The organism is Pseudoalteromonas sp., assembly GCF_041629635.1.
Taxonomy (GTDB): Bacteria; Pseudomonadota; Gammaproteobacteria; order Enterobacterales; family Alteromonadaceae; genus Pseudoalteromonas.
Map to the genome: position 1 here is coordinate 1 of NZ_JBFKMX010000002.1, position 24,860 is coordinate 24,860.

General features: G+C 37.6%; 22 protein-coding genes. 10 read left to right on the top strand and 12 right to left on the bottom strand.

The window, feature by feature from the left end; translation table 11 throughout:
- Positions 1-99: 99 nt before the first annotated feature.
- On the top strand, positions 100-1,590 hold the full coding sequence (locus ABYD77_RS00340; protein WP_372765996.1) for a dipeptidase: 1,491 nt from the start codon (positions 100-102) through the stop codon (positions 1,588-1,590).
- 57 nt (positions 1,591-1,647) lie between these two features.
- Here ABYD77_RS00340 and glsA read toward each other — a convergent pair whose 3' ends face one another.
- From glsA to ABYD77_RS00370, 6 genes are all read right to left on the bottom strand, one after another.
- Complete coding sequence (gene glsA / locus ABYD77_RS00345) at positions 1,648-2,628, bottom strand: glutaminase A (RefSeq protein ID WP_372765867.1); 981 nt, start codon at positions 2,626-2,628, stop codon at positions 1,648-1,650.
- 12 nt (positions 2,629-2,640) lie between these two features.
- Entirely contained in the window at positions 2,641-3,780 is a 1,140-nt protein-coding gene (locus ABYD77_RS00350; RefSeq protein ID WP_372765869.1) for a DcaP family trimeric outer membrane transporter, read from the bottom strand.
- The gene (locus ABYD77_RS00355) at positions 3,723-4,055 is read right to left on the bottom strand and encodes a hypothetical protein (protein WP_372765871.1); all 333 of its coding nucleotides are present in this window, start codon (positions 4,053-4,055) and stop codon (positions 3,723-3,725) included. Before ABYD77_RS00355 ends, ABYD77_RS00350 begins: the two co-directional genes overlap by 58 nt.
- Positions 4,056-4,669: 614 nt before the next feature.
- The gene (locus ABYD77_RS00360) at positions 4,670-5,359 is read right to left on the bottom strand and encodes a polyphosphate polymerase domain-containing protein (protein WP_372765873.1); all 690 of its coding nucleotides are present in this window, start codon (positions 5,357-5,359) and stop codon (positions 4,670-4,672) included.
- Entirely contained in the window at positions 5,356-7,992 is a 2,637-nt protein-coding gene (locus tag ABYD77_RS00365; protein WP_372765875.1) for a hypothetical protein, read from the bottom strand. Before ABYD77_RS00365 ends, ABYD77_RS00360 begins: the two co-directional genes overlap by 4 nt.
- 2 nt (positions 7,993-7,994) lie before the next feature.
- Positions 7,995-8,723 (bottom strand): DUF4956 domain-containing protein, encoded by a 729-nt coding sequence (locus tag ABYD77_RS00370; RefSeq protein WP_372765877.1) that lies wholly within the window; start codon positions 8,721-8,723, stop codon positions 7,995-7,997.
- Between the two features lie 478 nt (positions 8,724-9,201).
- Here ABYD77_RS00370 and ABYD77_RS00375 point away from each other — a divergent pair, with 478 nt between their 5' ends.
- Complete coding sequence (locus ABYD77_RS00375) at positions 9,202-10,581, top strand: DUF1566 domain-containing protein (RefSeq protein WP_372765879.1); 1,380 nt, start codon at positions 9,202-9,204, stop codon at positions 10,579-10,581.
- 10 nt (positions 10,582-10,591) lie between these two features.
- Positions 10,592-11,212: a hypothetical protein gene (locus ABYD77_RS00380; RefSeq protein WP_372765881.1), complete on the top strand. Its 621-nt coding sequence runs from the start codon at positions 10,592-10,594 to the stop codon at positions 11,210-11,212.
- A 319-nt stretch (positions 11,213-11,531) separates the two neighbouring features.
- On the opposite strand, the gene ABYD77_RS00385 is transcribed toward ABYD77_RS00380, so the two are convergent.
- The 3 genes from ABYD77_RS00385 to ABYD77_RS00395 form a co-directional block, all read right to left on the bottom strand.
- The gene (locus tag ABYD77_RS00385; protein WP_372765883.1) at positions 11,532-11,708 is read right to left on the bottom strand and encodes a hypothetical protein; all 177 of its coding nucleotides are present in this window, start codon (positions 11,706-11,708) and stop codon (positions 11,532-11,534) included.
- A gap of 195 nt (positions 11,709-11,903) precedes the next feature.
- The gene (locus tag ABYD77_RS00390; RefSeq protein ID WP_372765885.1) at positions 11,904-14,024 is read right to left on the bottom strand and encodes a methyl-accepting chemotaxis protein; all 2,121 of its coding nucleotides are present in this window, start codon (positions 14,022-14,024) and stop codon (positions 11,904-11,906) included.
- A gap of 194 nt (positions 14,025-14,218) precedes the next feature.
- Positions 14,219-15,238, bottom strand: a complete 1,020-nt coding sequence (locus ABYD77_RS00395; protein ID WP_372765887.1) for a hypothetical protein — start codon at positions 15,236-15,238, stop codon at positions 14,219-14,221.
- A 687-nt stretch (positions 15,239-15,925) separates the two neighbouring features.
- Here ABYD77_RS00395 and ABYD77_RS00400 point away from each other — a divergent pair.
- Positions 15,926-16,792: a class II glutamine amidotransferase gene (locus ABYD77_RS00400; RefSeq protein ID WP_372765889.1), complete on the top strand. Its 867-nt coding sequence runs from the start codon at positions 15,926-15,928 to the stop codon at positions 16,790-16,792.
- Between the two features lie 19 nt (positions 16,793-16,811).
- Here ABYD77_RS00400 and ABYD77_RS00405 read toward each other — a convergent pair whose 3' ends face one another.
- Both ABYD77_RS00405 and maoP read right to left on the bottom strand, forming a co-directional pair.
- Positions 16,812-16,952: a hypothetical protein gene (locus ABYD77_RS00405; protein ID WP_274759834.1), complete on the bottom strand. Its 141-nt coding sequence runs from the start codon at positions 16,950-16,952 to the stop codon at positions 16,812-16,814.
- Positions 16,942-17,280 (bottom strand): DUF413 domain-containing protein, encoded by a 339-nt coding sequence (maoP, locus tag ABYD77_RS00410; RefSeq protein WP_372765891.1) that lies wholly within the window; start codon positions 17,278-17,280, stop codon positions 16,942-16,944. Before maoP ends, ABYD77_RS00405 begins: the two co-directional genes overlap by 11 nt.
- A gap of 349 nt (positions 17,281-17,629) precedes the next feature.
- On the opposite strand from maoP, the gene ABYD77_RS00415 reads away from it, so the two are divergent.
- From ABYD77_RS00415 to ABYD77_RS00440, 6 genes are all read left to right on the top strand, one after another.
- Entirely contained in the window at positions 17,630-18,913 is a 1,284-nt protein-coding gene (locus ABYD77_RS00415) for a hypothetical protein (protein WP_372765893.1), read from the top strand.
- 465 nt (positions 18,914-19,378) lie between these two features.
- Positions 19,379-19,606, top strand: coding sequence for a helix-turn-helix domain-containing protein (locus tag ABYD77_RS00420; protein WP_372765895.1), 228 nt, complete (start codon positions 19,379-19,381; stop codon positions 19,604-19,606).
- Between the two features lie 17 nt (positions 19,607-19,623).
- The gene (locus ABYD77_RS00425; protein ID WP_372765897.1) at positions 19,624-20,226 is read left to right on the top strand and encodes a hypothetical protein; all 603 of its coding nucleotides are present in this window, start codon (positions 19,624-19,626) and stop codon (positions 20,224-20,226) included.
- Positions 20,227-20,262: 36 nt separating this feature from the next.
- Positions 20,263-21,534: a serine hydrolase domain-containing protein gene (locus ABYD77_RS00430; protein ID WP_372765899.1), complete on the top strand. Its 1,272-nt coding sequence runs from the start codon at positions 20,263-20,265 to the stop codon at positions 21,532-21,534.
- Positions 21,535-21,920: 386 nt separating this feature from the next.
- Positions 21,921-23,069 carry an L-threonine dehydrogenase gene (gene yiaY, locus ABYD77_RS00435; protein WP_372765901.1) on the top strand — a complete coding sequence of 383 codons (1,149 nt, stop codon included), beginning with the start codon at positions 21,921-21,923 and terminating at the stop codon, positions 23,067-23,069.
- Positions 23,070-23,337: 268 nt separating this feature from the next.
- A complete protein-coding gene (locus ABYD77_RS00440; RefSeq protein WP_372765903.1) occupies positions 23,338-23,571 on the top strand; it encodes a hypothetical protein in 234 nt (77 codons plus the stop codon).
- 103 nt (positions 23,572-23,674) lie between these two features.
- On the opposite strand, the gene gshB is transcribed toward ABYD77_RS00440, so the two are convergent.
- Positions 23,675-24,721 (bottom strand): glutathione synthase, encoded by a 1,047-nt coding sequence (gene gshB / locus ABYD77_RS00445; RefSeq protein WP_372765905.1) that lies wholly within the window; start codon positions 24,719-24,721, stop codon positions 23,675-23,677.
- Positions 24,722-24,860: the final 139 nt, after the last annotated feature.

Here is a 24,860-nt window from a genome sequence, read left to right on the forward strand (position 1 = left end):
AAAAACATAGATCGGATTGATCGTAAAACCCTTTTTTTAGTGTTCAGCGGTGATACACTTGGCACTTCTTTAGTCGTAAATTACCTTTGGAGTGCTCCCTTGAAATTCGCTCTTCTTCCATGTGCTGCATTATTTGCAAGTCATACCTTTGCATCTGTTAGCCCAGCAACTGATAAGTTGGCAGACTATGCCGTAACACACTATCAAAACGCGCAAATTCATACTTTGGGCAATATGGTGTCATTCCCAACCGTTAATAAAAAAGACATTGATACACTGCAAAATCCGGACTTTATTGGTTTTAAGTCGCTATTAAAAATGAAAGCGGCGGAGCTTGGTTTTGATTACCAAGATTTTGGTCACACCGTATTAATCGGTATGGGTGAACAACAAGAGAAAGTAACCATAGTAACCCATGGCGATGTGCAACCAGCAGACCCAACAAAATGGCAACAAAGCCCATTTTTACTTGATAAAACCTCTGAACCAGGCAAATTAATTGGTCGAGGCACAGAAGATGATAAAGGCGCAATTGCGACTGCGCTTTATGCTATGAAAACGCTTAAAGATAACAATGTTAAGCTTAACAATCGCATCGAGCTTATGGTCTACCTAGCTGAAGAATCAGATTGGGAGCCACTAAAGCGCTTTATGAAAAGCTATCATCAACCAAAATACGCCGTCACTATTGATGCGTCTTACCCTGTGGTTGTAGCCGAGAAAGGCTGGAGTTTAATTGCGCCAACATTTTCAGGGTCATCACCACAAACAGGTGTTTATGTTAGCGAGTTAAAAGGCGGTGCATTTGTTAGCCAAATCCCAGAAGATGCCAGTATAGTGCTTCATAATGCTGATGAAACTACACTTACAAAGCTTAAACAAAACATCGATTCACTTAAAGATGTTCACGTTACACTTACACCACAAGGAGATACATTTTTAATAAATGTAAAAGGCGAATCGGCGCACTCTTCAGAACCTGAAGCAGGACACAATGCCATTGCTCATTTAGCTGAAATATTTAAAGGCATTGATTTAGAAAACAACAGTGATGGCCAAGCAATCGAATTTATTAATCAACTAATCGGCCTTGATTTATACGGCGCACAATTTGGTGAGATTGCCTACCGTCACGATTTTATGGGACCAATGACTGTCGCGCCAACATTATTAAAGCGCAGCGACAACGGCATTAAATTATCCGTTAATTTACGCCGCCCAGTTGGCAAAACAGAGCCGCTATTAAAATCTCAAATTGATACTGCCCTAAATAATTGGCAAGCTAATAACAATGTGACATTAAATAACGTGGAAATTCATATTGGTACGCCGATGCTGCTGAATGATGCACCGCATGCTGAAGCGCTTTTAGATATCTTTAAACATTTCACTGGTGATAAAGATGCAAGCTTTGTTTCAATTGGTGGTGGTACCAATGCCAAATTATTTGATAACGCTGTGTCGTTTGGCCCGTCGATGCCTGGTAAAAAATATACAGGTCACTCTGAGCACGAGTATTTAACGCCTGAGCAAATGGCGCTTAACCTAAAAATGTATACCGCCATGATGGTAAAACTTGGCAATATGTAAAAACAATATTCATAAAAAAAGCGCAGATTTTACTGCGCTTTTTTGTTTTAAATAAGGTTAAAAAATATTCGCATCCATTGCATCAGCAATGTAATCAATGGTTTTTTGAGCGCGAACACTGTTGCCCGCTTGATCTAAACGCGGTGAAAATACTGCAATAGAGAATCGCTCTGGCGCAACCGCAATAATGCCGCCGCCAACACCACTTTTCGCAGGTAAGCCAACTTTAAATGCCCAATCACCGCTTGTTTCATATAAACCGGCAGTGGTCATTACCGCAAGCAAACGCTCTACGTTTTCTTCACTCATTAGTTTTTTCTTAGTAATTGGATGCACACCACGGTTTGCAAATGGTGATGCCATAACAGCTAAATCTGACACAGTTACACCAATTGAGCATTGGCGTGTGTAAATATCGAGGTTATCTTTCACATCTCCATAAAAACGATCATATGACTTTAATAATTCAGCAATAGCTAAGTTATGGCCATTTGTTTCAGACTCAGATTGATAAATACTTTTTAATACAGGTAGTTCTGTATTTGCAAATTCGTTATACCAATGTAATAGACCTTGCCACTTATTCTCTTTCTCTCCCTCAAGCAAACTTACTGTCGCCATTGCGCCTGCATTTACTAATGGATTAACACTGCGCGCTTTATTTAGCTCAATTGCAGCAACTGAGTTAAAGGGTAAACCCGTTGCATTCACACCAATTTTTGAAGCTACCTGTTCAGCTCCTTTCGCTTCAAGTGCAAGTGCTAATGTAAACACCTTTGAAATTGATTGAATTGAAAAACGTGCATCCACATCGCCATAGCTATAAAGTTTGCCATCGTTCGTGACAAGGGCTATACCAAAAAGGTCGGGGTTCACTTTTGCAAGTGCCGGAATATAATCGGCGTTAGCACCTGCTTTTTCATCTTTATACATACTATGCGCTTTTGCTAAAAGCGCCTCGATTTCATTAACTTTTGCAACCTTTGCAACACCACTTAATGGCACTAAAAGGATGAGTGTAAGTAACCATTTTTTCATCATCATTGTTCCTTAATATTTGAATCCAAACGACGTTTGTAGTCTGAAGTTATCTGCTTTTGTACCAAATTTATCTTCTACTTCACCATGCTGAAGCTCTATGCCTAACTTCGACATTTCGGTTGGTGACCAAATTAAGTTTGCGGTGGAATAAATACTTTGTTTAAACGAGCGATTAAACTGAGTAGATAGGTTATCAAGTGTCATCACACTTAAACCCAAACTACTGCTCATATCATCTTGCCATTGATGGTCGAGGTAAACAAAACCGCCTGTTGCTGTGATTGCTTCAAGGTTGCCTTTGGCATTTATACCTGCATCAGAACCACCTGTTTGTGCTGAATACACACTGCAGCAAGGGTCATTGATATAACGGCTAATACCATCACCATGCACCACTTGATATTTAATGCTGCTTTGCGTACTTACATTAAAAGCGCCCGATAAATTAACACCCCAACCTAACGTTTCATCACTTTGCCAAGGCGTTTCGTAGCCTAGTTTGCGTAAAATAAACGAACTTTTAAAATGACCAAACTCACCTTGTTTTAAATAATAAGCTGTTATGTCTGGTAGCTCGTTTACTTCATCATAAAGGTACACTCGCTCGTCTGTGCTACTAGGGTATGCAAAATCAGAATCTGAGCGCTCTAGCGATACCGCAAATTTGCTTTGTTTGTCTAAATTAAAGGTATAACGAACTTGAAGTTGACGTGTGAAGACCATTGAGTTTGGTCCCCAGTAATCGAGAATATTAGGGAAAGAATCAATATCCATAAATCCGGTGAAAGTCTGACCCGCACCAAAGTTACCGAGTTCACCCCATAGATGGGTTAAATGGAATCCTGCGTTGCCATCGCTTTGAAACATATCAAATTCAAAGCGCGTTTTCATTTCGCCATATTTAGTTAGTGTAAAACTTTTTAAATAGAGTTTCGACTGTCCAGCGCTTAACAAAGTGTTGTCGTCGACAGTGTCTTTTTCATAAGCAATAGACGAGGTTTGGAAACCTGCGTGATTGGTCATTTCGCCACTATTATAGATAGCATCTAACCAAATATGACCGCCAATTTGTAAGCGCGTATCGGTACCGCTTAACCGAATACTGCGCTCAGGTGCTTTGTATTGGTGGCTTGGCCTTTGCTTAAACACAGCCAACTAGCTATTTTTTTCAATATCTTGCTGATATGAGAGAGTTTTAGCTTCTGTTTTTTGCCAGTGTGTAGCTGCGTTTCTAACTTTTCAATGTGCTTATCTTTTTGCTGTAATGCGTTTTCTAATTTAGATAATCGCGCTTCAAGTTCGCTAAGACGCTTTTCTAATTCACTTTCATTGGCATAAGAAAAGCTTGATGAAATAAATAGGCCTAATGCGCAGAAACGAAAAAAGTGTGAGTATGGAAATCGTTTTATTTGTGTTGTAGACATGTCATTTCCTTACTAAATCTACGATGCAAAGCGATGTGAGGTTTTTGAAAAGTATCGTGTAACGAGAAATCATAGTTCCATAAATATTACTTACCGACAATACTATTTGAGTTTGATTTTATAATTTTTTTCTTTAAAAACGAGAGCTTGGCTATAAGTAAATATTCATTTTTTATAGTGTAAACTGCCGAGCTTGCTTTGGTAAGCTAGTAAATAGATATGCAATTGATGTCTAAAGCAGATTTATTAATATTCATTTTTTCTTAGATCTTTTTGTTAAAATAAACATTAATTTAGTTATTTATGTCAAAAGTATGATGTCACTTATTACATTGATTAATAATTTAAAATAAGACTTTTTAACAGAGTTACACACTTTTTTTGGGGATAACCTTGTCGTACTAAAGGGTGATTGTACTAGTTTTTATCTTTCTTTTAACAACGCTTTCATAGCAAAGTGCTACGTGCAATTAATACAATTTTATTTTTACTATGGCCTATATAATAAACTGTCGATTAAAATATAAGGCTTATTGTATTCTTCCTAGGCATATTTAAGTTTTGAATATTTTTAAATACCTAATAGCTTATTAATTGCTCATACCCCTCCTAACTTAGCGCCACATCAAACTGCGAATACAGTTTACGTATTTAGAGTGCCGAGAAGGCCTGAGCGGACAAGTTGCCAATAAATTACTGAGTTCATTTTCGTATTCTGCATTGGTTTTAAGCTCTAACAACACATATTCACCCAGAGAAATGCCTTTACTTAAATTGGCCTGTTGACGATAACGTTGATCGAACGATTCAATTTTTGAGTCAAAGGTTGCCCTCATTTTTTCATCGCTGGAAATATAATATTCACGATGATAACGGCAAATAATAATTGGGCTATGCTCTGTTGCCCACATACATTGTGCTTCTATAGGTAAGTTGCCATAGGCTGATTTAAGGGCATGATGCCAAGCAAATTGTGGCATGCTAAAATCAAGCTTTGTGTCATATATCACTTTATATCCTTTGCCCGCTTGGCGATGTTTGAATTCCAACTTTGCTTTTTTGGCATTAGTTAAATCACCATACCAACGAATGCGTACTTTTTTACGTGTACTAATACCGCTTAAGTTTTCCTCATAGCGTGCCAACAAAGGCGTATCTAAATACAAGCTGTTAATGTCTCGCGGAGCATAATGCTGTCGAAATTGCATATTGTGCGCCTGTAGCCAAATTTGTACTTCTTGTAATCGGTTAAGTGGCACAGGTACTTTTACTTCAAACCGATATTCTCTTGGTTGTATATTCATTTTGGTTTGTCCGATTTCATTACTGTGTTGTACAGATCTTTCACATCTAGCGCTTCGCTCTGAATAGCAAGACCATTTACCAGCAGCTGACTGCCAAGCTCTGCAGTTTGCTTAATATTGCAATCGCTATCACTGCAAAAATAGTCTGTAACGCGCATTATCGCTGGGCCAAATATGCGTTTTTTTGAATAACTCATTAATGCTTTATGTTGGATATTTGATGCACGCACATGATGCGCCTCTATTAGTGAGTTATCTTTCGCTACAAGACCGAAATTCACATCATCAAAATGAGTATCACTGACCACCAACTGGCTTTGCTCACCTGCTGAGATTGCTTTATCACGTACATTTTTGAACTTGGCATGTCTTACTGTGAGAGTTGATCCACTCACATCAATTCCATCGCCACCTGAGCGAAAACCAATATTGGTAAATTGACTGGTATCCAGTACCCCTGTGCAAAAATCGCAATCAAACGCATCTGAAAGTGCATTTTTGATGGTTAAGTCATAAATATTGATATCTGCGTTAATAATGTTCAGACCATCTTCTGATTGATTGTCAGTAATTTGTACACTGCGCATATTGACATTTCCCTTCACAAAATAAATTGCGCCACGTGGTTGCCATAAACCAAGTTTCGGGCTGCTGGCATAGCTAATGTAAAGATGATCTATTTGATGGGCGGTATTTTGCTCTTTTGCAAACACACTAAGCCCTGACCATTTTGATGTATTTTGTTGTCTTGTCATTATCACTGGCGCACTTAGCGTACCTTTGCTATAAAACGTGCCAAACACCATTAAGCCCGCATTTCGTGCAAATTTAAGTGTGGTGCCTTGAGGGATAACCACTTCCGTATTAGCAGGGGTGACTAAATAATCATTTATTTCCCACTCTCCTACTTTAAACTCCCATTTATTTTGCGATTGAGTAATAAAATGGGCATATTTAGCACTATCAAACGGATTCATTCCGCCGCGAGGAATAAAGGCAAGTGGTGCTGTGCCTTTTTGAAAGAAAAAGGTTTCATTTCCTTTACCTTTAAGAGCAACTCTTGCCGAAATTGCTTTTAAGCGAGATGGTAGTGTTAATGCGAGTGACTCTCCCGGTGCAATGCTAACCGGTAACTCATCATTAATTTTCTCGAGCGGTGAGATTTCTTGCTGCTTAGTGATGCCTTCGATACTATTAATTATAAGTGGCTGTTCTTCAGTATTTGTTACCTGCCAAACAAGCTTGCCATTTTGCTCATTTAAACGACTGTATAAATCCCAATTGGCTTTGGCTTTATAGTTATCCATTTGTTTATGAAGCTCACGGCTAACATCAGAAAATTGGCTACACTCTGAACTTTGGTAATTATTTTGCCAACAGGTCGCTTGTTGCTTCATTACATGATAATTGAAGGGAGTTATAAGCGGGCTATCTAGATGCAAAGATTTGATAAATGTTATGTCATAGCTTTCAAGCGCCGGGATTAATTTAGTTTCGAGTGAACTTAAAAGCTGCTCTTTTGCCGCTAAATAGTGCGCATTAACCACATCATCGGCAAGCATTGCTTTACTTAAAGCAAAACGGTGGCTTGGCGGTTTCATTAACCAAATGTGTGCGGCTGGCGTGACTGCCACATCACTTTGAATAGGTTCTAGCTTTGCAATATGCGGGTTGTAATACCAACGCCAGTTGTTCCAGGTTAATGCATGCCACGCCCCCCACAAATCAACCATAGCGAGGTATTGACCTAAACGCGCAGCATCAAATACATCACTAGCAGGACGTTTGCCTGTTAAAAAGTCATCAAGTAATGCAAGTGCAATTTGACGCTGATTGGCAAGGGCCTGATTAGCTAAAATGGTTTTTTGTTGCAATACTCGCGGTTTTAAGGTGCGAGTGACTTCCCCGTGGCTATTGGTTGTTTCTGATAGCAAATCGAGACGTGTAATTAAACCTTCAGTGCGATTATTCACTGCTAGTAAGTCTTGACTAAAAGCTTGTTCAAACAACATTACGCCCCAATCAGCGCCATTTACCACAAGCTTAACAGGTATATTTTTTGGCGAGATAATATCAAATCCACTCACGTCTAAGCTTTTGGCAAACAGGTTTGGCCCTTGATTGACCCTTACACTTGGTGCAACAAGGGCAAATTTGCGCGAACCAAACATCGCTTGTTTTTTCTTTAACTCAACTTTAAGTGACCAACGATCAGCTTTATTAACATGATCAAGCATATCACCTTGTAACCTTACTTTTGCCGCGTACTTTTCTTTACCAAAGTAAATTACGCCGCTCACTTGGCTGCGATTCTCAGGAATAATGCCACGCTCAAACGCGCTGCGTCTGTCTTCTTCCAGTTTGAGCCAGTCTTGGTATTTAATATCGACCTTAATAAGCGGCAAGTCAGTTTTCGCCGTAAGGTAGCTGTGTGGCAAGGTGATTAAGCTCGATGCCAACTGCAACGCTTTTTCTTTATTTGAAAGGTGTGTTGCGACAAACCCTTTATCTACTAAAAAGCGTTTTACTGCACCAGTGGATGGCAACAATAAAATCGTTAACAGTACCAGGCTGAATATCAGTTTAAGTTGTTCACTCCGGTTAAATTGCTGTTTTGCTGTGTCTAAACGCATAACTAGACTCCTGCAATATTATGTTGCTCGAGAAGCGAAATATTGATGCCGTTAAACGCATTTGAAAGGGCATTCATGCAAGCATCGATTTGCTTTTCATCGCTCACTGAGATAAAAAAGCTGGCATCAAAACGGGTATCTGCAATATCAATGCGGCGTAACTCAATGCGGTCGGCGTGACTTGAAAGTAACTCTTTGAGTTGTGAAACCAATTGAGTGTCTTGATAACCTGTATCTGATACATGGTTAAGTGAGAGAAAGAGTCCATTTTCTTGTTTTGTTTGACTGTCACGTTTTTTTATCCAAGCTATCAGCAATAAAGTGACAAAACAGGACACTACTGCTGCAAGGGTTTGCCCTGCACCAAGTGCAACTGCAATACCAATATTTAAAAACAGATAAAGCAGTTCTTCTGGCTCTTTAATCGGCGTTCTAAAACGCACTATTGAAAGCGCCCCAACTAAACCAAGCGCTAGCGCAAGTGAGGCTTTAACCACGGTGATGATTAAAATGACACTTAGCATTAAAAGTGGAAATAAACGCGAAAAGTCTTGGCGGTTACAAAATGCACTGGCGTATTTGCGAAAATGCGCCCCTATAATGCTCGCCATTACAAAACCAATGATAAGGTTGAATACCAGTGACGCAAGCTGCACACTGGCGTAAGGGAAAAACATATTGCGAATGTCTTTAGGTAGAAACGCAATTAACATTGGGTCGACTGATTCCATAACGGCTCCTATTAGATTGCTAACGTAATTTAGGGCTGTGCGCTTGTTGTTTTTCTTAAACAACACAACACGCTTTCCAACATTTAGGCAATTACCAATCCAAAACAGTCTGTACCGGAATAAACCATATCAAAATTTAAATAAAGCATTAAGAATCAATCTATTGATATTCTTAACTGTGCCTTTTACCAACACTTGTAAAATAAACTTTCGCCATAAGCTCTCAGATAATGCTTCGCATTTTGCAAATATTTAGCACCCGATTTCCATTTTATGTAACTTTTTAATCGAAAATTTGCCTTGAAGTAGACTCTCTCCAACACGAAATAAATTGCCTATTTCAAACCATTACCCTTTATTTATCAAAAAATTAAATGTAGCGATTGAAGTGTTAAAGATGTGTTTTTCAGATCCTTAACATGTCACTGGTTTTAAATTTGCACTTTATTCATCAAGTTAAAAAGGATGGAGCAAAGTAATGGCGTTAAAAATTTATAAAGCCGCAAATATTAAAAACGTGTTGTTAATCACGGCACTGGTGTTTGTTGCCTCTTGTAAATATGAAGCGGTGAGTGAATTACCAGCCATATCTTCAGATTCCGTTTCAAATGAAGTTAGCGCCAGCGACTTTGCTTTACCTATGTGCGATGGTGAATGCACTTGCGATGAAGCGCAAATCGACTTTAACGATACAGGTTCTTTGTTGGCAGGTGATTTTCCCGAAGGGAATTTTCCAAACTGTACTAGCCAGTCTGGCTTTTTACAGGATTGTGATGTAGGCGCTGACATTGAACAAACTAATAATGACGACGGTCATGCAGGTTTTAGCTTCACCAAATTAAAGGGTAACGGCGATGCTTTGTATGACAATGAATCTACGTCTGTTTGTGTGCTTGATAACATCACTGACTTAGTTTGGGAAGTTAAAACCTTTGCTGGCTCTGGTGATTTACAAGATGCCACACATACCTATAGCTTTCGAGATGATAACTACCCATCTTTTTCTACCGTAAATGGAGGTGAGTGTGACAGTGAATGCGATAGCCAAAGCTACTTAAATCGACTAAATCAAAAAGCATTATGTGGCTTTAGTGATTGGCGATTACCAAGTAAAGTGGAGTTGCAAGAATTGGTCAACTACAACACATTCTCCCCAGCAATAGATAGCAATTATTTTCCAAACACAAAATCAAATTTTTATTGGTCAAGCACGCTAGATGTAGATGATGAAGGCAATATTTGGGCGGTAGATTTTAATGTTGGCCGTGTCGTTGGGGGAGGGAGTTCCACTACCCGTCATATTCGTGCTGTACGTGGTCAAAACCGGTTGCTAAATCAATTTTCACCCCCAACAGGAAAAGAGCAATTAGTAAATAACCGTCATTTATTTGCTCCTCAACAACGTTGCAATACCATCGAAGAGAACACAGCGCCAAGCAGTCGTTATAAACAAGATAGTGAAGGGAATGTGCTCGATACCTTAACAGGCTTAATTTGGCAAAAATGTGTGGTAGGACTCAGTGGTGAAAATTGTGAACAAGGACAAGCTGAAAAGCTAGATTGGCAACAAGCCCTTGATTTTGCAAGTAATTTAAATGATTCAACCCCTAATGCAAATCCGTGGCGAATGCCCAGTATAAAAGAGTTACAACAAAATATTGAGCTGGCCTGTGAAGAGCCACCGCTTAATCCATTTGCCTTTAAAAATATTCCATTTGGTGAAGTGTGGAGCAGTACACCTACGCCGCGTAACGATAACGCAAGTTACCAATACCAGTATCAAAACAGCATTATTTTCTACAGTGAACGACAGAACAAACATCACGTGCACTTAGTGCGGAGCTGTAACACATTTTAGGAGACAAGTTATGAAAATAGTAAGCACAATTGGTTTTTTGCTGTGTTTTTTCTCAGCGAATTCAAGCGCAAAAAGTGAAATTAATTTTTACGATTATTCAATCGGTGTGAGTTACCAAAACTTAACTGCCAGTGATTACCGCGCCACCACGGATGGGCCGTTGATTTATGGTGGCAAGGCCCATGCCATTGGCTTGTATTATAAGGGCGAACCCCACCCATACCTGCAATTTGCCACTGGTCTGGATTATATGTACATGGAAGATACTGTACCTTTTGTACAAATGGTTAAAAACGAATTTACCGGACAAGTGAGTAGTAAAGAATCGACCATTACAGGTTTTGCAATGTATGCAGAAACAGGTTTAAAATTTACACCTAAAACTTTAGACCGATTGAGCATCGGAATACTTGGCGGTTATCGCTATAACAATATTGAACGTTCAGTGTTTCGCTGTGACACCTGTGAAAATCAAGAGCTCAATGACTTTGAAAGTTCGATGTATGCAAAGGGGTTTATTGAATATCAGCTAACTCAAAACATACATATTCAATTTAATTATTCTAATTTCTTCGCCGAGAATGGTTTTGAAAATGCCTTTGGTCTTCATATTAGTGTGTTTGGACTATAGGTTTAAAAAATTAGATAAGAATAGTGATGTATAACATCACTTTAATTATTTATTAGAGATTACTGGCATTGAATGATGTACTTTCAAAAAAATCATCAAGTATGAAACCCTGTTGCTTAGAAGACCATCGAAACTTGCAAAAATAGGGTTAATTCACCACAAATAGTCTATCCGTACTGGATATTGAAACCTAGCTTTATTGAGATTGAAACGACGCCCAATGACAATTGCTGATTTACTATTAGAACTAATAAAAAACACTTGCTGGTTGAAGACAAGTGTTTTTATGGTTGGGATATGATCGAGTTGTTATGTATGTTTATCGATGACGCACTGTATAAGTAGCGATGGCAGCTAAAGCACCAATAAAAACCGCACTAGTCATTCCAGCAGCGATTAGCATGCCGAGTGTTACCCCGAGTGCAAATATTGCCAAACCACCCTCGATGAGATGAGAAACCTCAAAATCCAATGCGGTGTTGTCTGTCGATGTCATAATATTAGCCCTGTTCTGTTGATGCGTTAAATATAAGCTGAATAGTTGTTGTATAGTTTTGCTTTGTGTTTAACGGTTATAATCGGTGATAATTGGTAAGACGTTAAGTGCAAATGGAATTTAAAAAGAAGTAATTGGCAAATACTCTAGATGCAGCTCCAATGTTTCCCACATAGGAGCCGCTGTTCTGTTAAATTATTGAGTTTTAAGTTGGCTTAACTGCTTATATTTTTGCTCAACCAAATAAGTAAGCTGCGCCGCCGCTTGCTCTACTGTATCAGCAAGTTGTGACAACTCGGCAGCCGCATCCGATATACCAGTCATATTAGAACTTAAATCTTCAGTCACTGCACTTTGCTCTTCTGCGGCTGTGGCAATTTGAGTAACTTCGTCTGAGATTAACGCAAGCTCATTTACCATTTCTCCCATTTGCGATGCAGCTCTAGCACAATGCTCCATCGCATCACTTGCTTGCGCAACAGATTTTTCGATAATCGATTCGGAGGTTCCCACCTCACTTTGCAAATTATCTATTAATTGACTGATTTCATTTGTAGAGTCTTGAGTTTTTGAGGCTAGTGAGCGAACTTCATCAGCAACAACAGCAAAGCCACGCCCTTGCTCGCCTGCACGAGCAGCTTCTATAGCTGCGTTAAGTGCTAATAGATTTGTTTGCTCGGCAATAGAGCGAATTACATCCAAAATATGGGTAATATCCTTACTTCTTTGGGCAACTGCAATTATTGACTCTTTTGCACTATTAACATGTTCAGTCATAGTTTCCACAGAGTGTGATGCAGCAACAATGCCTTGTTCGCTTTCTTTAACTTTAAGATTGGTATTGTTAGTGGTAGTAGCCGCACTTTCAGATGAACGTGCTACCTCAGTCGCTGTAGCACTAAGCTCATTTATTGCAGTAACCACACTATTGATTTCAATATGCTGCATATTCACTTTTGCTTTAATTTCTTTCGCAGCTTGAGAGGTGTTCGCAGATTGGCTGAAAGAGTCATTTGCAAGATCTTTCAAACCGTCAATCATAGTCCTTAGTTTTTGTGTGAACTGATTAAATCCTGCAGCTAGTGAGATTAGTTCTTCGTGTTGGGTTACAGATAAGCTAACAGAAAGATCACCTTCACTGCTCGCAAGGTTCTCAATACGCTGTTTAATATCAGTAATAGGTTTAACAATGGTTCTCAAAATAAAGATAGATATGCCAATTGCAATTACAGACACAATTACCCCAATGAGCATCATGGTTTTTCCCACACTGGCAGTTGCAGTTGCTTGATTTTCAGCGAGTTTAGCTGCATTAGCTAATGCCACATCTTTCGGCAATTCGATGATTAAACTCCACGTTGTATTTGCAACAGTAATATCTATTGGCATAGAAAAAACCAAATTATTACTAACTTCAATTTTCTCTTGGCGCTTTCGAATGTTCATTATGCTGTTTGCATCATTGTTGGTAAGTGATTCACTTAGTGGACGTGCTAAATTTTTATAATGACTTGATCCAACCACCAATCCAATGTTACTTAAAATGGTAACTTTGGCTTTTCCATTGTAAAGACTGTTCGAAATACTATTTGTAAGCAACTGAAATTTAGGTAAATTTATATCAACACCTACAATGCCAATAAAGTCGCTATTGTTCATAATAGGTACTGTTAATGACGTCATTAACTCTGACTGCCCCGGCTCAATTTCGTATAGATATGGCTCCATAATACAGGGATTTTTGGTATCCTTAGCACACAAATACCATTCACTTTCGCGATATCCAAATTCATTTTTATCATTCAAATACTTTTCTGCTGCATCCTCAACTTGGTGTTGTACTAAACTACCATCGTTTTCCCGTGTGATATAAATCTCAAGGGTACCTGCTCCCGGAACAGAGTGAGTGAAACCTTCAATATATTCGCTGTCTTTCTGATCATAACCATTCGCCTCGAACTGAGCATAGATCGATGATATATCAGGGTTTTTAGAAAGCGCCCCTAGGGTTAATTGGTATACCCCGTCTCGCGATAATGGCATTGATTTAGCGGTGTTTGATAAACCACCAGCAAGTGTAAGCGGTATTTTGTATTCTGTATTGATATAGCCTGCGATTTGAGTTGCATAATATTGTGTTTTACTCATCAGCTTGTCGTTTATTTCATCCAACAAAACCGACTGCACACGTTTACTTTGCATTTGATTATTGGTGTTTAATTGGAACCAACTAATTGCCACCAAGGTAATTACTAAAAGTGCCAAAGTTGTTGATATAAATGCGATTAATTTTGTTCTGATCGAAAGATGGTGCATAAATCTACCAGCTCATTTATTTTCTACTTATTTCAATATAGTCAAACCTAAGAAAAATAACGGAATTATGCTGAATTTAATGCATAGTTTAAGGATAATTTAGATAATGGCTTGTGGCCTCACGCCAAATAAAAATCTGAAATTCAGGCTAATTAGATTCCCATTAGCACTCGCACATTTGGCTGAAAAGTCCATTATGGGTGTACTATTTGATTAAAATTACATTGTCGAACAAGGGCAAACCACCTAGCATTAAAACGCTCCACATGCACTTTTACTTCGGGAAGTTTGAGCGAAATACCCAACGGTTTTGCCAGGTGTTTTTCAATGAGCTTCTGCTCATGATGATCCGTAATATTTTTAAATTGCGTTAACAGTGAATTACGCATTTCATCATTTATCTGCGAACCTATGTGATGTAAATAACCTGCATGAACCCATGCCAAGAGTGCTTTAGAAGTGACATTTGGAAATGCTTCAGTTTGTTGAAAAGTAGGCGAATAAAGACGCTGGTAATTTGTTAGTTCTTTTTGCACTACAAAAGAAAACAATAAATAGGTAGCTGCTAAAATTTTACCCGATTGCTTATTAATTGACTGATAATGATCGAGCGCTTTTCGAAAGTGTTGTTCAGCTAGTGCAAATTTTTTTTCTTGAAAGGCTATCACACCTTGATTGAAATTAATCATTCCCATCATATTGATATTTTTGCCAGCTTCAGCAAGCCTTGCAGAATATTCAAATAGTGACTTCGCGCGGTCAAGGTCTTGATTTTCTCGGGCAAGAAGAGCAATACTGTTATTTAATATAACACGCAAACGGTCATTACTGGCATTTCGATAAGAGCATTTAAAACTTAACTCAGCATCAATCAAATAATTATTTCGTCTTAGCCAAATACCTAAAGCACTGGTAATCGTAGTGATATTTTCAGAAAAATAATCAGACTTATGATATTCGAATGCATTTGCTACTGAATCAATTAAATTATCTAATTTACCCAAGGGCAAAGAAGCCCGCATATATAGAATGTACCACTCAATTAACTGCTCTTCTGTGAGGTTTGCGGTTAAATCAATACTTTCAAGAATTCTGTAGCTTTCAGAAGGTTTTACAGTTAGGTAATCTTTCGCCTCTTTCAATTGTTCATCAACGGTTACACCCCAAACTAATGGACTGGCAAGTATGAACAATAAACAAGCAAAACGCACCATAGTGTTCCTATATTGATTAATACAGACACAAAAAAGTGTATTAAATAACACCTTATTGTGCCTTATTCTTATAACTTACTATGATAAAAACTATCAATTTTTTAGAAACATGAGTTAACTTTCAATGTAATCGTGATTTTGCGTTAAACAAATACTTCTTCTAATTCACGACTGATTCAATTAATAACCAATTATCTAAAATGGCGCCGAAACCATTTCGTTTACTTTTCTAAATTTAGAACGAAACAAGCAATTATTAAATATAAAAGTTAAAATACTTAAGCATACAGACGACAAACGATTAGTTAATATTAAACAAAGTAGTAATAACTTTGAAACTAAATACTCTACATAAGAAAAATGCCAATTGTTCTTCCTCAAATAAAACAAGTTATATTTTAATGGATATTATAAAGTGGTACTAGGTCTATTCTTCTCCTAACAACCTGGATAAAAAGCAAAAAGCATGCTGTTCATTCCTATAACTAATAGAAAACCAGCGTATGTTAATTGTGGCGCTTTCTAACGAATTTTTAGTTACAGGCTGTCAGATAATCTACGTTTTATATATATACTTATGCTATGTAATAGAATCATTCATTACATGCAAAGAGCACAAACCGTTACTTTTTGTATGATTTTTTAAAAATTCACCTATAGTGTAAAAAATTTTTTTAGGATTTATCTATGTGTCGCTTTATTGCTTATAAAGGTGCAGAAGTCACCTTAAACGACATTGTAATTTCACCTACCAATTCACTCGTTGAGCAGAGCAAAGATGCTAAGAAGCGTAAAAAGCCACTCAATGGCGATGGCTTTGGTTTGAGCTGGTATCCTACCCATGATGATCCCTTCCCAGCACGGTTTGTTAGTATTGAACCTGCTTGGAGCAATCAAAACTTACAACAAATTGCGAGCAAAGTCAGAAGCCAGTGTTTTTTTGCCCATGTACGTGATGCATCAGTTGGCATGCCAGTTTCTCAAGCCAATTGCCATCCGTTCAATTTTCAAAAATATACCTTTATGCACAATGGCCGGTTAGATCAGTTTGTTAAATTTAGACGCAGTATACTAAATCAACTCTCAAACAAAGCATTTGATTTAGTTAAAGGTAATACGGACTCAGAATGCATATTTGCACTCTTTCTCGACACTATCGAATTTGCTGATAATTTAACAACAGATGATATTAAACATGCGCTTTATTTGGTCATCAAAAAAATCATTGATATTCGCGTTGCCACTGAGGCAAACACCAATGCATTTATTAATCTTGCAGTATCAGATGGCACATCATTAGTTGCTACACGCTATGCCACTGATCGAAATAGTCAGCCAGCGTCTTTATTTTATGGCGTAGGCGCTTTAGAACTAACATCAGAAAAAGATTTTAGTTTACATGGTGCTAATACTAATAAAACCGCGATTATCAGCTCAGAGCCGCTCACAGAAGAAGATACAGACTGGGTAAAGGTAGAGCGTAACCACTCAGTGGTAGTCGACAAGGATAACAATGTTTACAGCGAACGTGTTCCTGTCGACTATCAAACTTAATGAATAAATGACTGGAGTGTTATTCATCACTCCAGTCATCGTCATCAAACTTTTTACGTTTTGATTTATGACTTAATTTATCTTTTGGTTTATCCTTTTTTGCTTTTTTATGTGCTTTGTTTTTCTCAAGATAACTACCTTGACTTTGCTCATGCTTCATCGAAACTCTCAAACGACCTAGTTATTTCATTGCGAGAACTGTTGGCGCTCGCTCTATGGCTTACTTTATAAAGCGCCTTTAGATACTTTCGCCAAATACGCACCTCGTAAAATGCTGATTCTTCCTCTGAATTAACATTATCAACGAAACGCTGCTCTACTTCATTTTCAGGTTGTAATTCGCCACAATACAATCCGTTTAATGTATAGCCATAATTAATTAAAAAATTTGCCTCAGGAATAGTAAAAAAGCCAGCCCTATCGATGCCACCTGGAAAGTGTTCATCGTCATAAAATTTTCGACTACCTAATCTAATTTCAGCTGCCATATTTTTAATCTCAACATGTTAGAAAATTAAACTTTGTTCGCACCAAATAATCAGTGCACTCGCAAGTGAAAAATAGTTAAATTTTGCCAAGAAGAAAATCAAAAAATTATTGTCGTTAAGATAAAAATTTGTAGTGAATATAATAATGAAATGAACAGAGAGAATTTTCATTTTGAACGTTTAGTCACGTTATGAGTATGCATTTTATTTTTTGAGCTCTACCCTTGCTATACAATTTACAGATTCCGGTTGTATTTAATAATATGCCGCTTAACACATTCGTTGGATATACCTTCCATAAAAATAATAAGCTCTTTAATATTAATGAGATAAATTAAAAAGGGAAAATATGATGAAAGGTATTTTTATATGTTTATTATTAATATGCCAAGCAAGCTACGCCAATACTCTCTATAGCAGAGCGAGTGAATGCACTGTTGACTTAAATGCTGAAGTAAAGGAATTCAAAACCTCGGTCAATTACAATCGAAGCAAAGACGAGCAAGAACAACTTAATGCGGTAAGAAAAAAGCTTTTTACTCTGATAAAAAAACAACTAGGCCAATACCCAAACGGCATGATTGAACAGAGTGTAATTTTTAAAAGTGACATTCAAACAAGGAAATTAATAGGTACCGTCGTTGTCAAACCGGTTACGAATTGCTCAGGGAAAACCTATGAAATTAACGAAGATAACCTCCGTTTACTAAGTACAATTTTGTCTGAAAATACGTTTCCTGCAATAAAATTCAATACTGAGCATACATTTGAGCCGCAAATACCAAAACAGATTGAACGAATAAAGTTTGATGGTCAAATATCAAAAAGGGCTATTTTTGGTATAGCTATTGGTGATAGTTATGATGATACCATCACTAAATTAGGAAGGTTTACCTTAGTATGGCCAATTAATAATTCAGTAACAATGACATTAATTGGGAGGAATCACTTGTTCTTATTTGAAGACAATCAGCTGGTTCATTATCAATATCACAGCAGTTTGTTACCAATGTCTTTAGCAAATCAACTAGAACTAGAAGCGATGGATTTTGAAATTAACCTAGCTTCATCGAGCATCAATATTAAAGATAACCTTTCAGATAAACAAAAAATCGAATTACAAAACATATTTTTTGACGTAACTTTTAGCTCTATTCATCATGATGGTGAAACAACTTTTAGTAGGTTAAATAGTTTTAGCATAGGTGAACCAATTGAAATCAAAAATCTTAATAAACTTCCCTGCTTTGAGAACGACGCTAATTACGATCAGTTTCTGATAAAAAACAAAGATTCAATGGTATCTTTTGTAGATGTAGATAATAAGTCAGCCTTGCTCACAGGTTGTTTACAAAAATTTGTGCTATTGGCAAATGGTAACTTAAGAGAAATTGCGTTGTTAGATGAAATTTCAAAAGCAAAGGCAAATATCCAGATCATCACTAAATTGATAAACCACTTAAAACCTTGGACATTTAATAATATAAACCATGGGCAACCTGTTGCTGCATTATCTGCGCTTGGTGCAAAAATAGAATGGCAACAAGCGGTGTTAGAAACACCAAACTGGCATGGTATTTTTGAAATTTATGATGACGCTGTTTATAGCGGGAAAATTATACCTCTCGAGTAATATTATTATTTTCAGCTGACAAAATAGTTTTACGACAAAGCCTTGTTAATTTGAATTAAAGTAAAACTAAATATAGAAAAGGGCAAAGTTGCCCTTTTCTATATTTGGCGTTTTATTCATATCCATTCAGCTATTAAAGTTCCACAATAAATACATATTTTTCAAAGTTGTATTCTGTTCATTAAAAAATATATGTATTTAAGAGAATTATTTAATTCTCAGTAAAACTTAAAAATTATTTCATCATTGATTATGTAAAAACACAAAAGATCCGACTTAATTAAGCTTTAGAAGCACAACTAAGCAATTTCTGTTTGCTTCGTATTTTTTCAATTAATCATCATTAAACAGCTACAAAAACATAATTCGAAGCATCACTATTCAAATATGTTATTCGAAAATTATTTTATGTTTATCATAAAACTTCATTTGACAATCATAAAACAACTGATTAATTTATAAGCCATGACTATACGAATTAACTTAGATGTAGAACTTGCAAAAAACAAAATGTCTTTGAAACAGTTATCCGGCGATATTAGTATTTCAATGACTAATTTGTCTTTGCTTAAGAATGGCAAAGTAAAAGCTATTCGGTTCTCAACATTAGAAGCAATCTGTCAGGCGCTTAATTGTCAGCCTGGTGACATTTTGCAGTACGAATCAACTAATCCAAACACCCATTTGGATTAAGCAAAAAGGCACGCTATATGAACTCTCGTGAAAATTTACTAACTGCAGGCGCTTGTGCGCTGCTCGCTGTGCTGTTTCCATTTTATTGGATTACCTTTTTAGGCCAATCTATGGCTGGATTTGAAGAAGCACTAAAGCAAGATCTGCTCACATTTAATTGGCTTGATTTACTGTTTGTAATAATCGGTGCTTTAGAGGTGAGTATTTACTTAGCTCTTAGCAACCACTTTAAAAATCATTTTAATGCAACGGCTGCTCGTATGTTGTTGTTTATAATGGCAGGGCTTGTGTCTGTCTTTCATTTAACCGTCTTGTTTGATATTTACTTTGCCTTATCAAATCAAACTACCTTATCAGAAACAACTGGCGTGGTAGTTATGGTTATTGCACTAGGGTCACTTGGGCTATTTTCGTTAGTTGCCGCTGTTTTTTCGATTGTATGTTTAGTGAATCAGCATTTACCGGCCCTTCTAAAAGTGTTTTCAGTTTTAATGTTACTGATGTGTCTTTTACAGATGACACTTGTTTTATCATTTACCAACGTATTTTTATTCCCAGCAGCTCTACTACTACTTTCAATATATTTTGTAAAAGAAAAAGAAGAACTCGAAGTGATTTAGCCCGCGTTAATCAGTTTTACAGAATAAGGAAATGTGATGCGTTTATTTAAATATATGGTGAGCTTTACTCTACTAATACTTTGTTGGAGCAGTATTTGCCTTTATGGCGCACTTAACGGTTGGTGGTTAACAGCTCTTGCGAAGCAAGGTGATACAAATCACTTTATCAAGGCTGTTAATCAACGTTTTTTAAGTGAAGCCAAAGGCAATTTGGCTTTCATCGTTCTTGAAAATGGTCGTGTGGTATCAAAACTGTTTTCGCCATCAATCGATAAAATAAACGGCGAAACTTTGTTTCCGGTTGCATCAATGAGCAAGTTATTTACTGCCTATGGTATTTCTCAATTAGCGCAACAAGGTCAAATTGATTTAGATGCGCCAATTGCTAAATATTTAACTCCAGCTTGGCAGTTACCTTCTTCATCATTTGATCATAACGAAATCACAATGAGGCTTTTACTGTCACATACTTCAGGGTTAGTGGATGGATTAGGCTTTGCTGACATACCTAAAGAACAAACATTACCAAGCCTGCTTGAATCTCTACAACAACCAAAAAGCTCTCGCGGAAATGCAAAGCTTGAAATAGGCTACGCACCATCAACAGAGTGGCAATACTCGGGCGGTGGCTACCTTATTGCCGAGCACATCATCGAAAACATTACAGGCATCACATTTGAGGCGTTTATGGCGGATGCGGTTTTTATGCCACTTAAAATGAACCGTGCGAATTATCAATTTATTGGCGCACAAACAAACATTGCAAATGCATATGATAGCGAAGGAAATAAATCAGCTTCTTATCAATATGTTAGCCCCGCAGCAACAGGTTTGTTGGCAAGTGCAGATGACTTAACTCAATTTGTCATTGCTTTACAGCAACGTAATACAAATTCAGAGCAGGCAATCAAAGATCTAAGCCAGCCGCTCGGGTATAAACTTGGCGCCCCGATTTGGGGCATGGGAGCCATGTTGTATGCACCAACACCTGAGGGAAATTTTATTTTTGGCCATGATGGCGCAAACGAGCCTGCCATTAATAGCGCGCTTCGCATCAACCCAAATACCAATGATGCAATAATCGTATTAAGTTCTGGTGGTGATCACCTTGCAAGTAGAATTGCATCAGAGTGGACATTATGGCAAACCGGAGTCCCCGACTTTTTAAACTTTGATAGCGCAATTGCCAGTGCGTTTTTACCTATTGGGTTTGGTATTTTGGTGATTTTCGTAAGTCTTGTGCTGTTTTACCGAAAATCCCCACCGTTAATTTCAAAATCATCAGATAATAGGGTATTGCAATATTAAAAACGCTTATGGAACCCAAAAAGATAGGTACCAACTGAGTCCACAATTTCACTTATTAAAACACCCCGTACTTCACTTTATTAGTTGTTATGTCGGGGGTTTATTTGGCAATTATTTTGTAAGTTAAACATAGCGTAATTTTTAAATCTAAAGCATTGTTAAGCGTAAGTGGCGTTTATCCAGAAATTCACAAGCACGCATAACGAACATTCAGAGCAGATATAAAGCGCTAAACAGCGCTTTAACTCATCTATTTACACTATTAGATTAAAGTCTAAGTTGATGTACAACCAACCTTTGTTTTAAATCAAAATGGCTAACGGTTTAGCATGTGACAATCTTTGTCGCAAGAAAGTAACTCTCACTTACACAAGGACAGATAAGCTATGACTACCGCATTTTATATTCCAACCGTAAATTTGATGGGCGCAGGTTGTTTAACTGACGCAGTCGATAATATTCAGGCACAAGGATTTAAAAAAGGCCTAATTGTTACCGATAAAATTCTTAACCAAATTGGGGTTGTTGAAAAAGTACAATCACTATTAACAAAGCGAGATGTGGCAACCGCTGTGTTTGATGGTACTCAACCCAACCCAACTGTAAGTAACGTAAACGATGGTTTGGCTATTTTAAAAAACGAAGACTGTGACTTTGTTATTTCACTTGGTGGAGGCTCGCCACATGATTGTGCGAAAGGCATTGCACTTGTAGCTGCAAATGGTGGCAAAATTGGCGATTACGAAGGCGTAGATCAATCCGCGAAACCTATGTTACCACTTATCGCCATTAATACTACGGCAGGCACAGCTTCAGAAATGACGCGTTTTTGTATTATCACGGATGAAGAACGCCACATTAAAATGGCCATTGTAGATAAACATACAACACCACTAGTTTCAGTAAACGACCCAGAATTAATGCTCGCAAAACCAGCTTCGCTCACCGCAGCAACCGGTATGGACGCATTAACCCATGCAATCGAAGCCTATGTATCAATTGCAGCAACGCCAATTACCGATGCTGTAGCCATCAAAGCGATTGAGTTAATTCAAGCCAATCTTCGTAATGCAGTTAATCACGGTCACTATATTGAAGCTCGTGAGCAAATGGCATACGCCCAGTTTATGGCTGGTATGGCGTTTAATAATGCTTCACTTGGTTATGTGCATGCAATGGCACATCAACTTGGAGGTTTTTACGATTTACCACATGGGGTATGTAACGCTATTTTACTTCCGCACGTGCAACGCTTTAACGCAAAAGCAGTACCAGGGCGCTTACGTGATGTTGCAAAAGCAATGGGAGTCGATGTAAGTAACCTTTCAGAAAAACAAGGTGCTGATGCCGCAATTGATGCAATTGTTAGCCTCGCCAGTGACGTTGGTATTCCATCAGGTATTGAGCAACTAGGAGCCAAAGCAGATGATATTCCAACACTAACGGAAAATGCTTTAAAAGATGCTTGTGGCTTTACTAATCCGATTCAAGCTACAGCAGAGGAAATTGCAGAGATTTTCCGCGCCGCAATGTAATCCTAACAGGATTTATTCTGAATAATAAAAGGTTAACTATCGTTGTTAACCTTTTTTTAATGCCATTTTTTATTAATTCAGTAAACCTAGTATGTAAAACCAATCACTTATTCAAATATTAGTCACTGCTTGTACTGCAATACTTAAAAATAAAAGCAAAATAAATTTTTACCTTTACGACAATAATTTATCGTTTTACTTGCTTCTCAAATCAACCTAATTTGTGAGCGTTAAAAATATCACTCCAGTTAATTGTAAAAGGGTACATATGAAGATTTTTTTAATGGTATTAGCTCTCGCAAGCACACTTGTTATTGCTAGCGAAGAGCAAGCAAGCGTTGAAACAGTTAAAGATTCTTACGAATTCTGCCTTGATATGGCAGCAGATGAAGAAAACAAAGACAATGCCGTTTTGTTTTGTGTTAATGACGAATTAAAGTCACTCGGTTACAAACCTTTTGATTCATTACAAGCAATCAAAAGCTACATTAAAGCTGACTAATAAACGCTTTAATTAAATTGATACAGACCCAAAAGGTTAGCCAAAGGCTAACCTTTTTTGCTTTCATTTTTTTAACTTGCTCCTCATCATTTTCAAGATCAAGTTAAACGGCATTGGCTTCTTCTATTACTTTTCTAAACTCGGTTTTACGATTGATAACGCACTCTTTTGCATGCACAACACTTTCTAAAAAGTCAATAACTTGCGTCTGAAGTTTAATGCGGTTTAATTTATTAATACGGGTGATCCCACCTGGGCTTAACACGTTTACTTCAATTAATTTACCACCAATCACATCAATACCCGTAAAGTACAACCCATCGCGAACCAATTTAGGGCCAATGTAACGGCATAATTTTTTCTCTTGTGCGCTTAGCTTATGCTTAACTACTCTTCCACCAGCATGAACATTTGAGCGAACATCATTCGATGCGGGAATACGTTTCATAGCACCAATAGGCTCACCATTGAGCATTAAGATACGCACATCCCCTTCTTCGGCACCTTCCACATATTCTTGCAAAATTACATAGTTACTGCCTTTGCCGTGTTCATCACCACCAATATAAAAATCAAGCAGTGAACGGAAGCTATGACGAGCTCCCTTTTCGAGCACGATAACACCACGCCCACCGTAGCCATCGAGTGGCTTAAGAATCATTTTATTACTTTCTGATTCTTCAAAAATACGCTCTAAGTAATCACGATTTTTAGATACATGGGTCGCCGGAATAAACTCACTTTCAGTATCTTGGAACGACGCCGTGTACACCTTGTTGTTCGCGATACGCAGACCATCAAGATCATTCATAATAAATGCATCACCGCGAACTGAGTCTAAGAAATTCAAAGCGAGCGTATCTAGTGGCGGATTCGCACGCATAATAATTGCATCAAAACCTGCAAGCGGTAATTGAGCACGTTTAAACACCGCATTACGGTAAAAGCTAGGAATATTATCTGAAAGCTTGCTCTTTTTAACAAATACATCACAAAATGCGCTTGCGATACTGTCACGAATAGTTAAGTTATTTACTGTTGAAAGTGCCACTGTGTGACCACGTTTTACACATTCGTGAATCAAACGCAGAGTTGAATCCGTTTCAGGCTCTACACGCTCCCATGGGTACATGATAAAACAAATTTTCATAATACATTCCGAGTTTAAGTTATCTTCAAGAACTAATTTAAGGGTGCGGAGCATACCTAATTTCGGCCGCGCGCGTTGTAAAAAAAATTTATCGTCACCAAAAATTTTATTTAGATAATACTGACCGAACAAATCCACG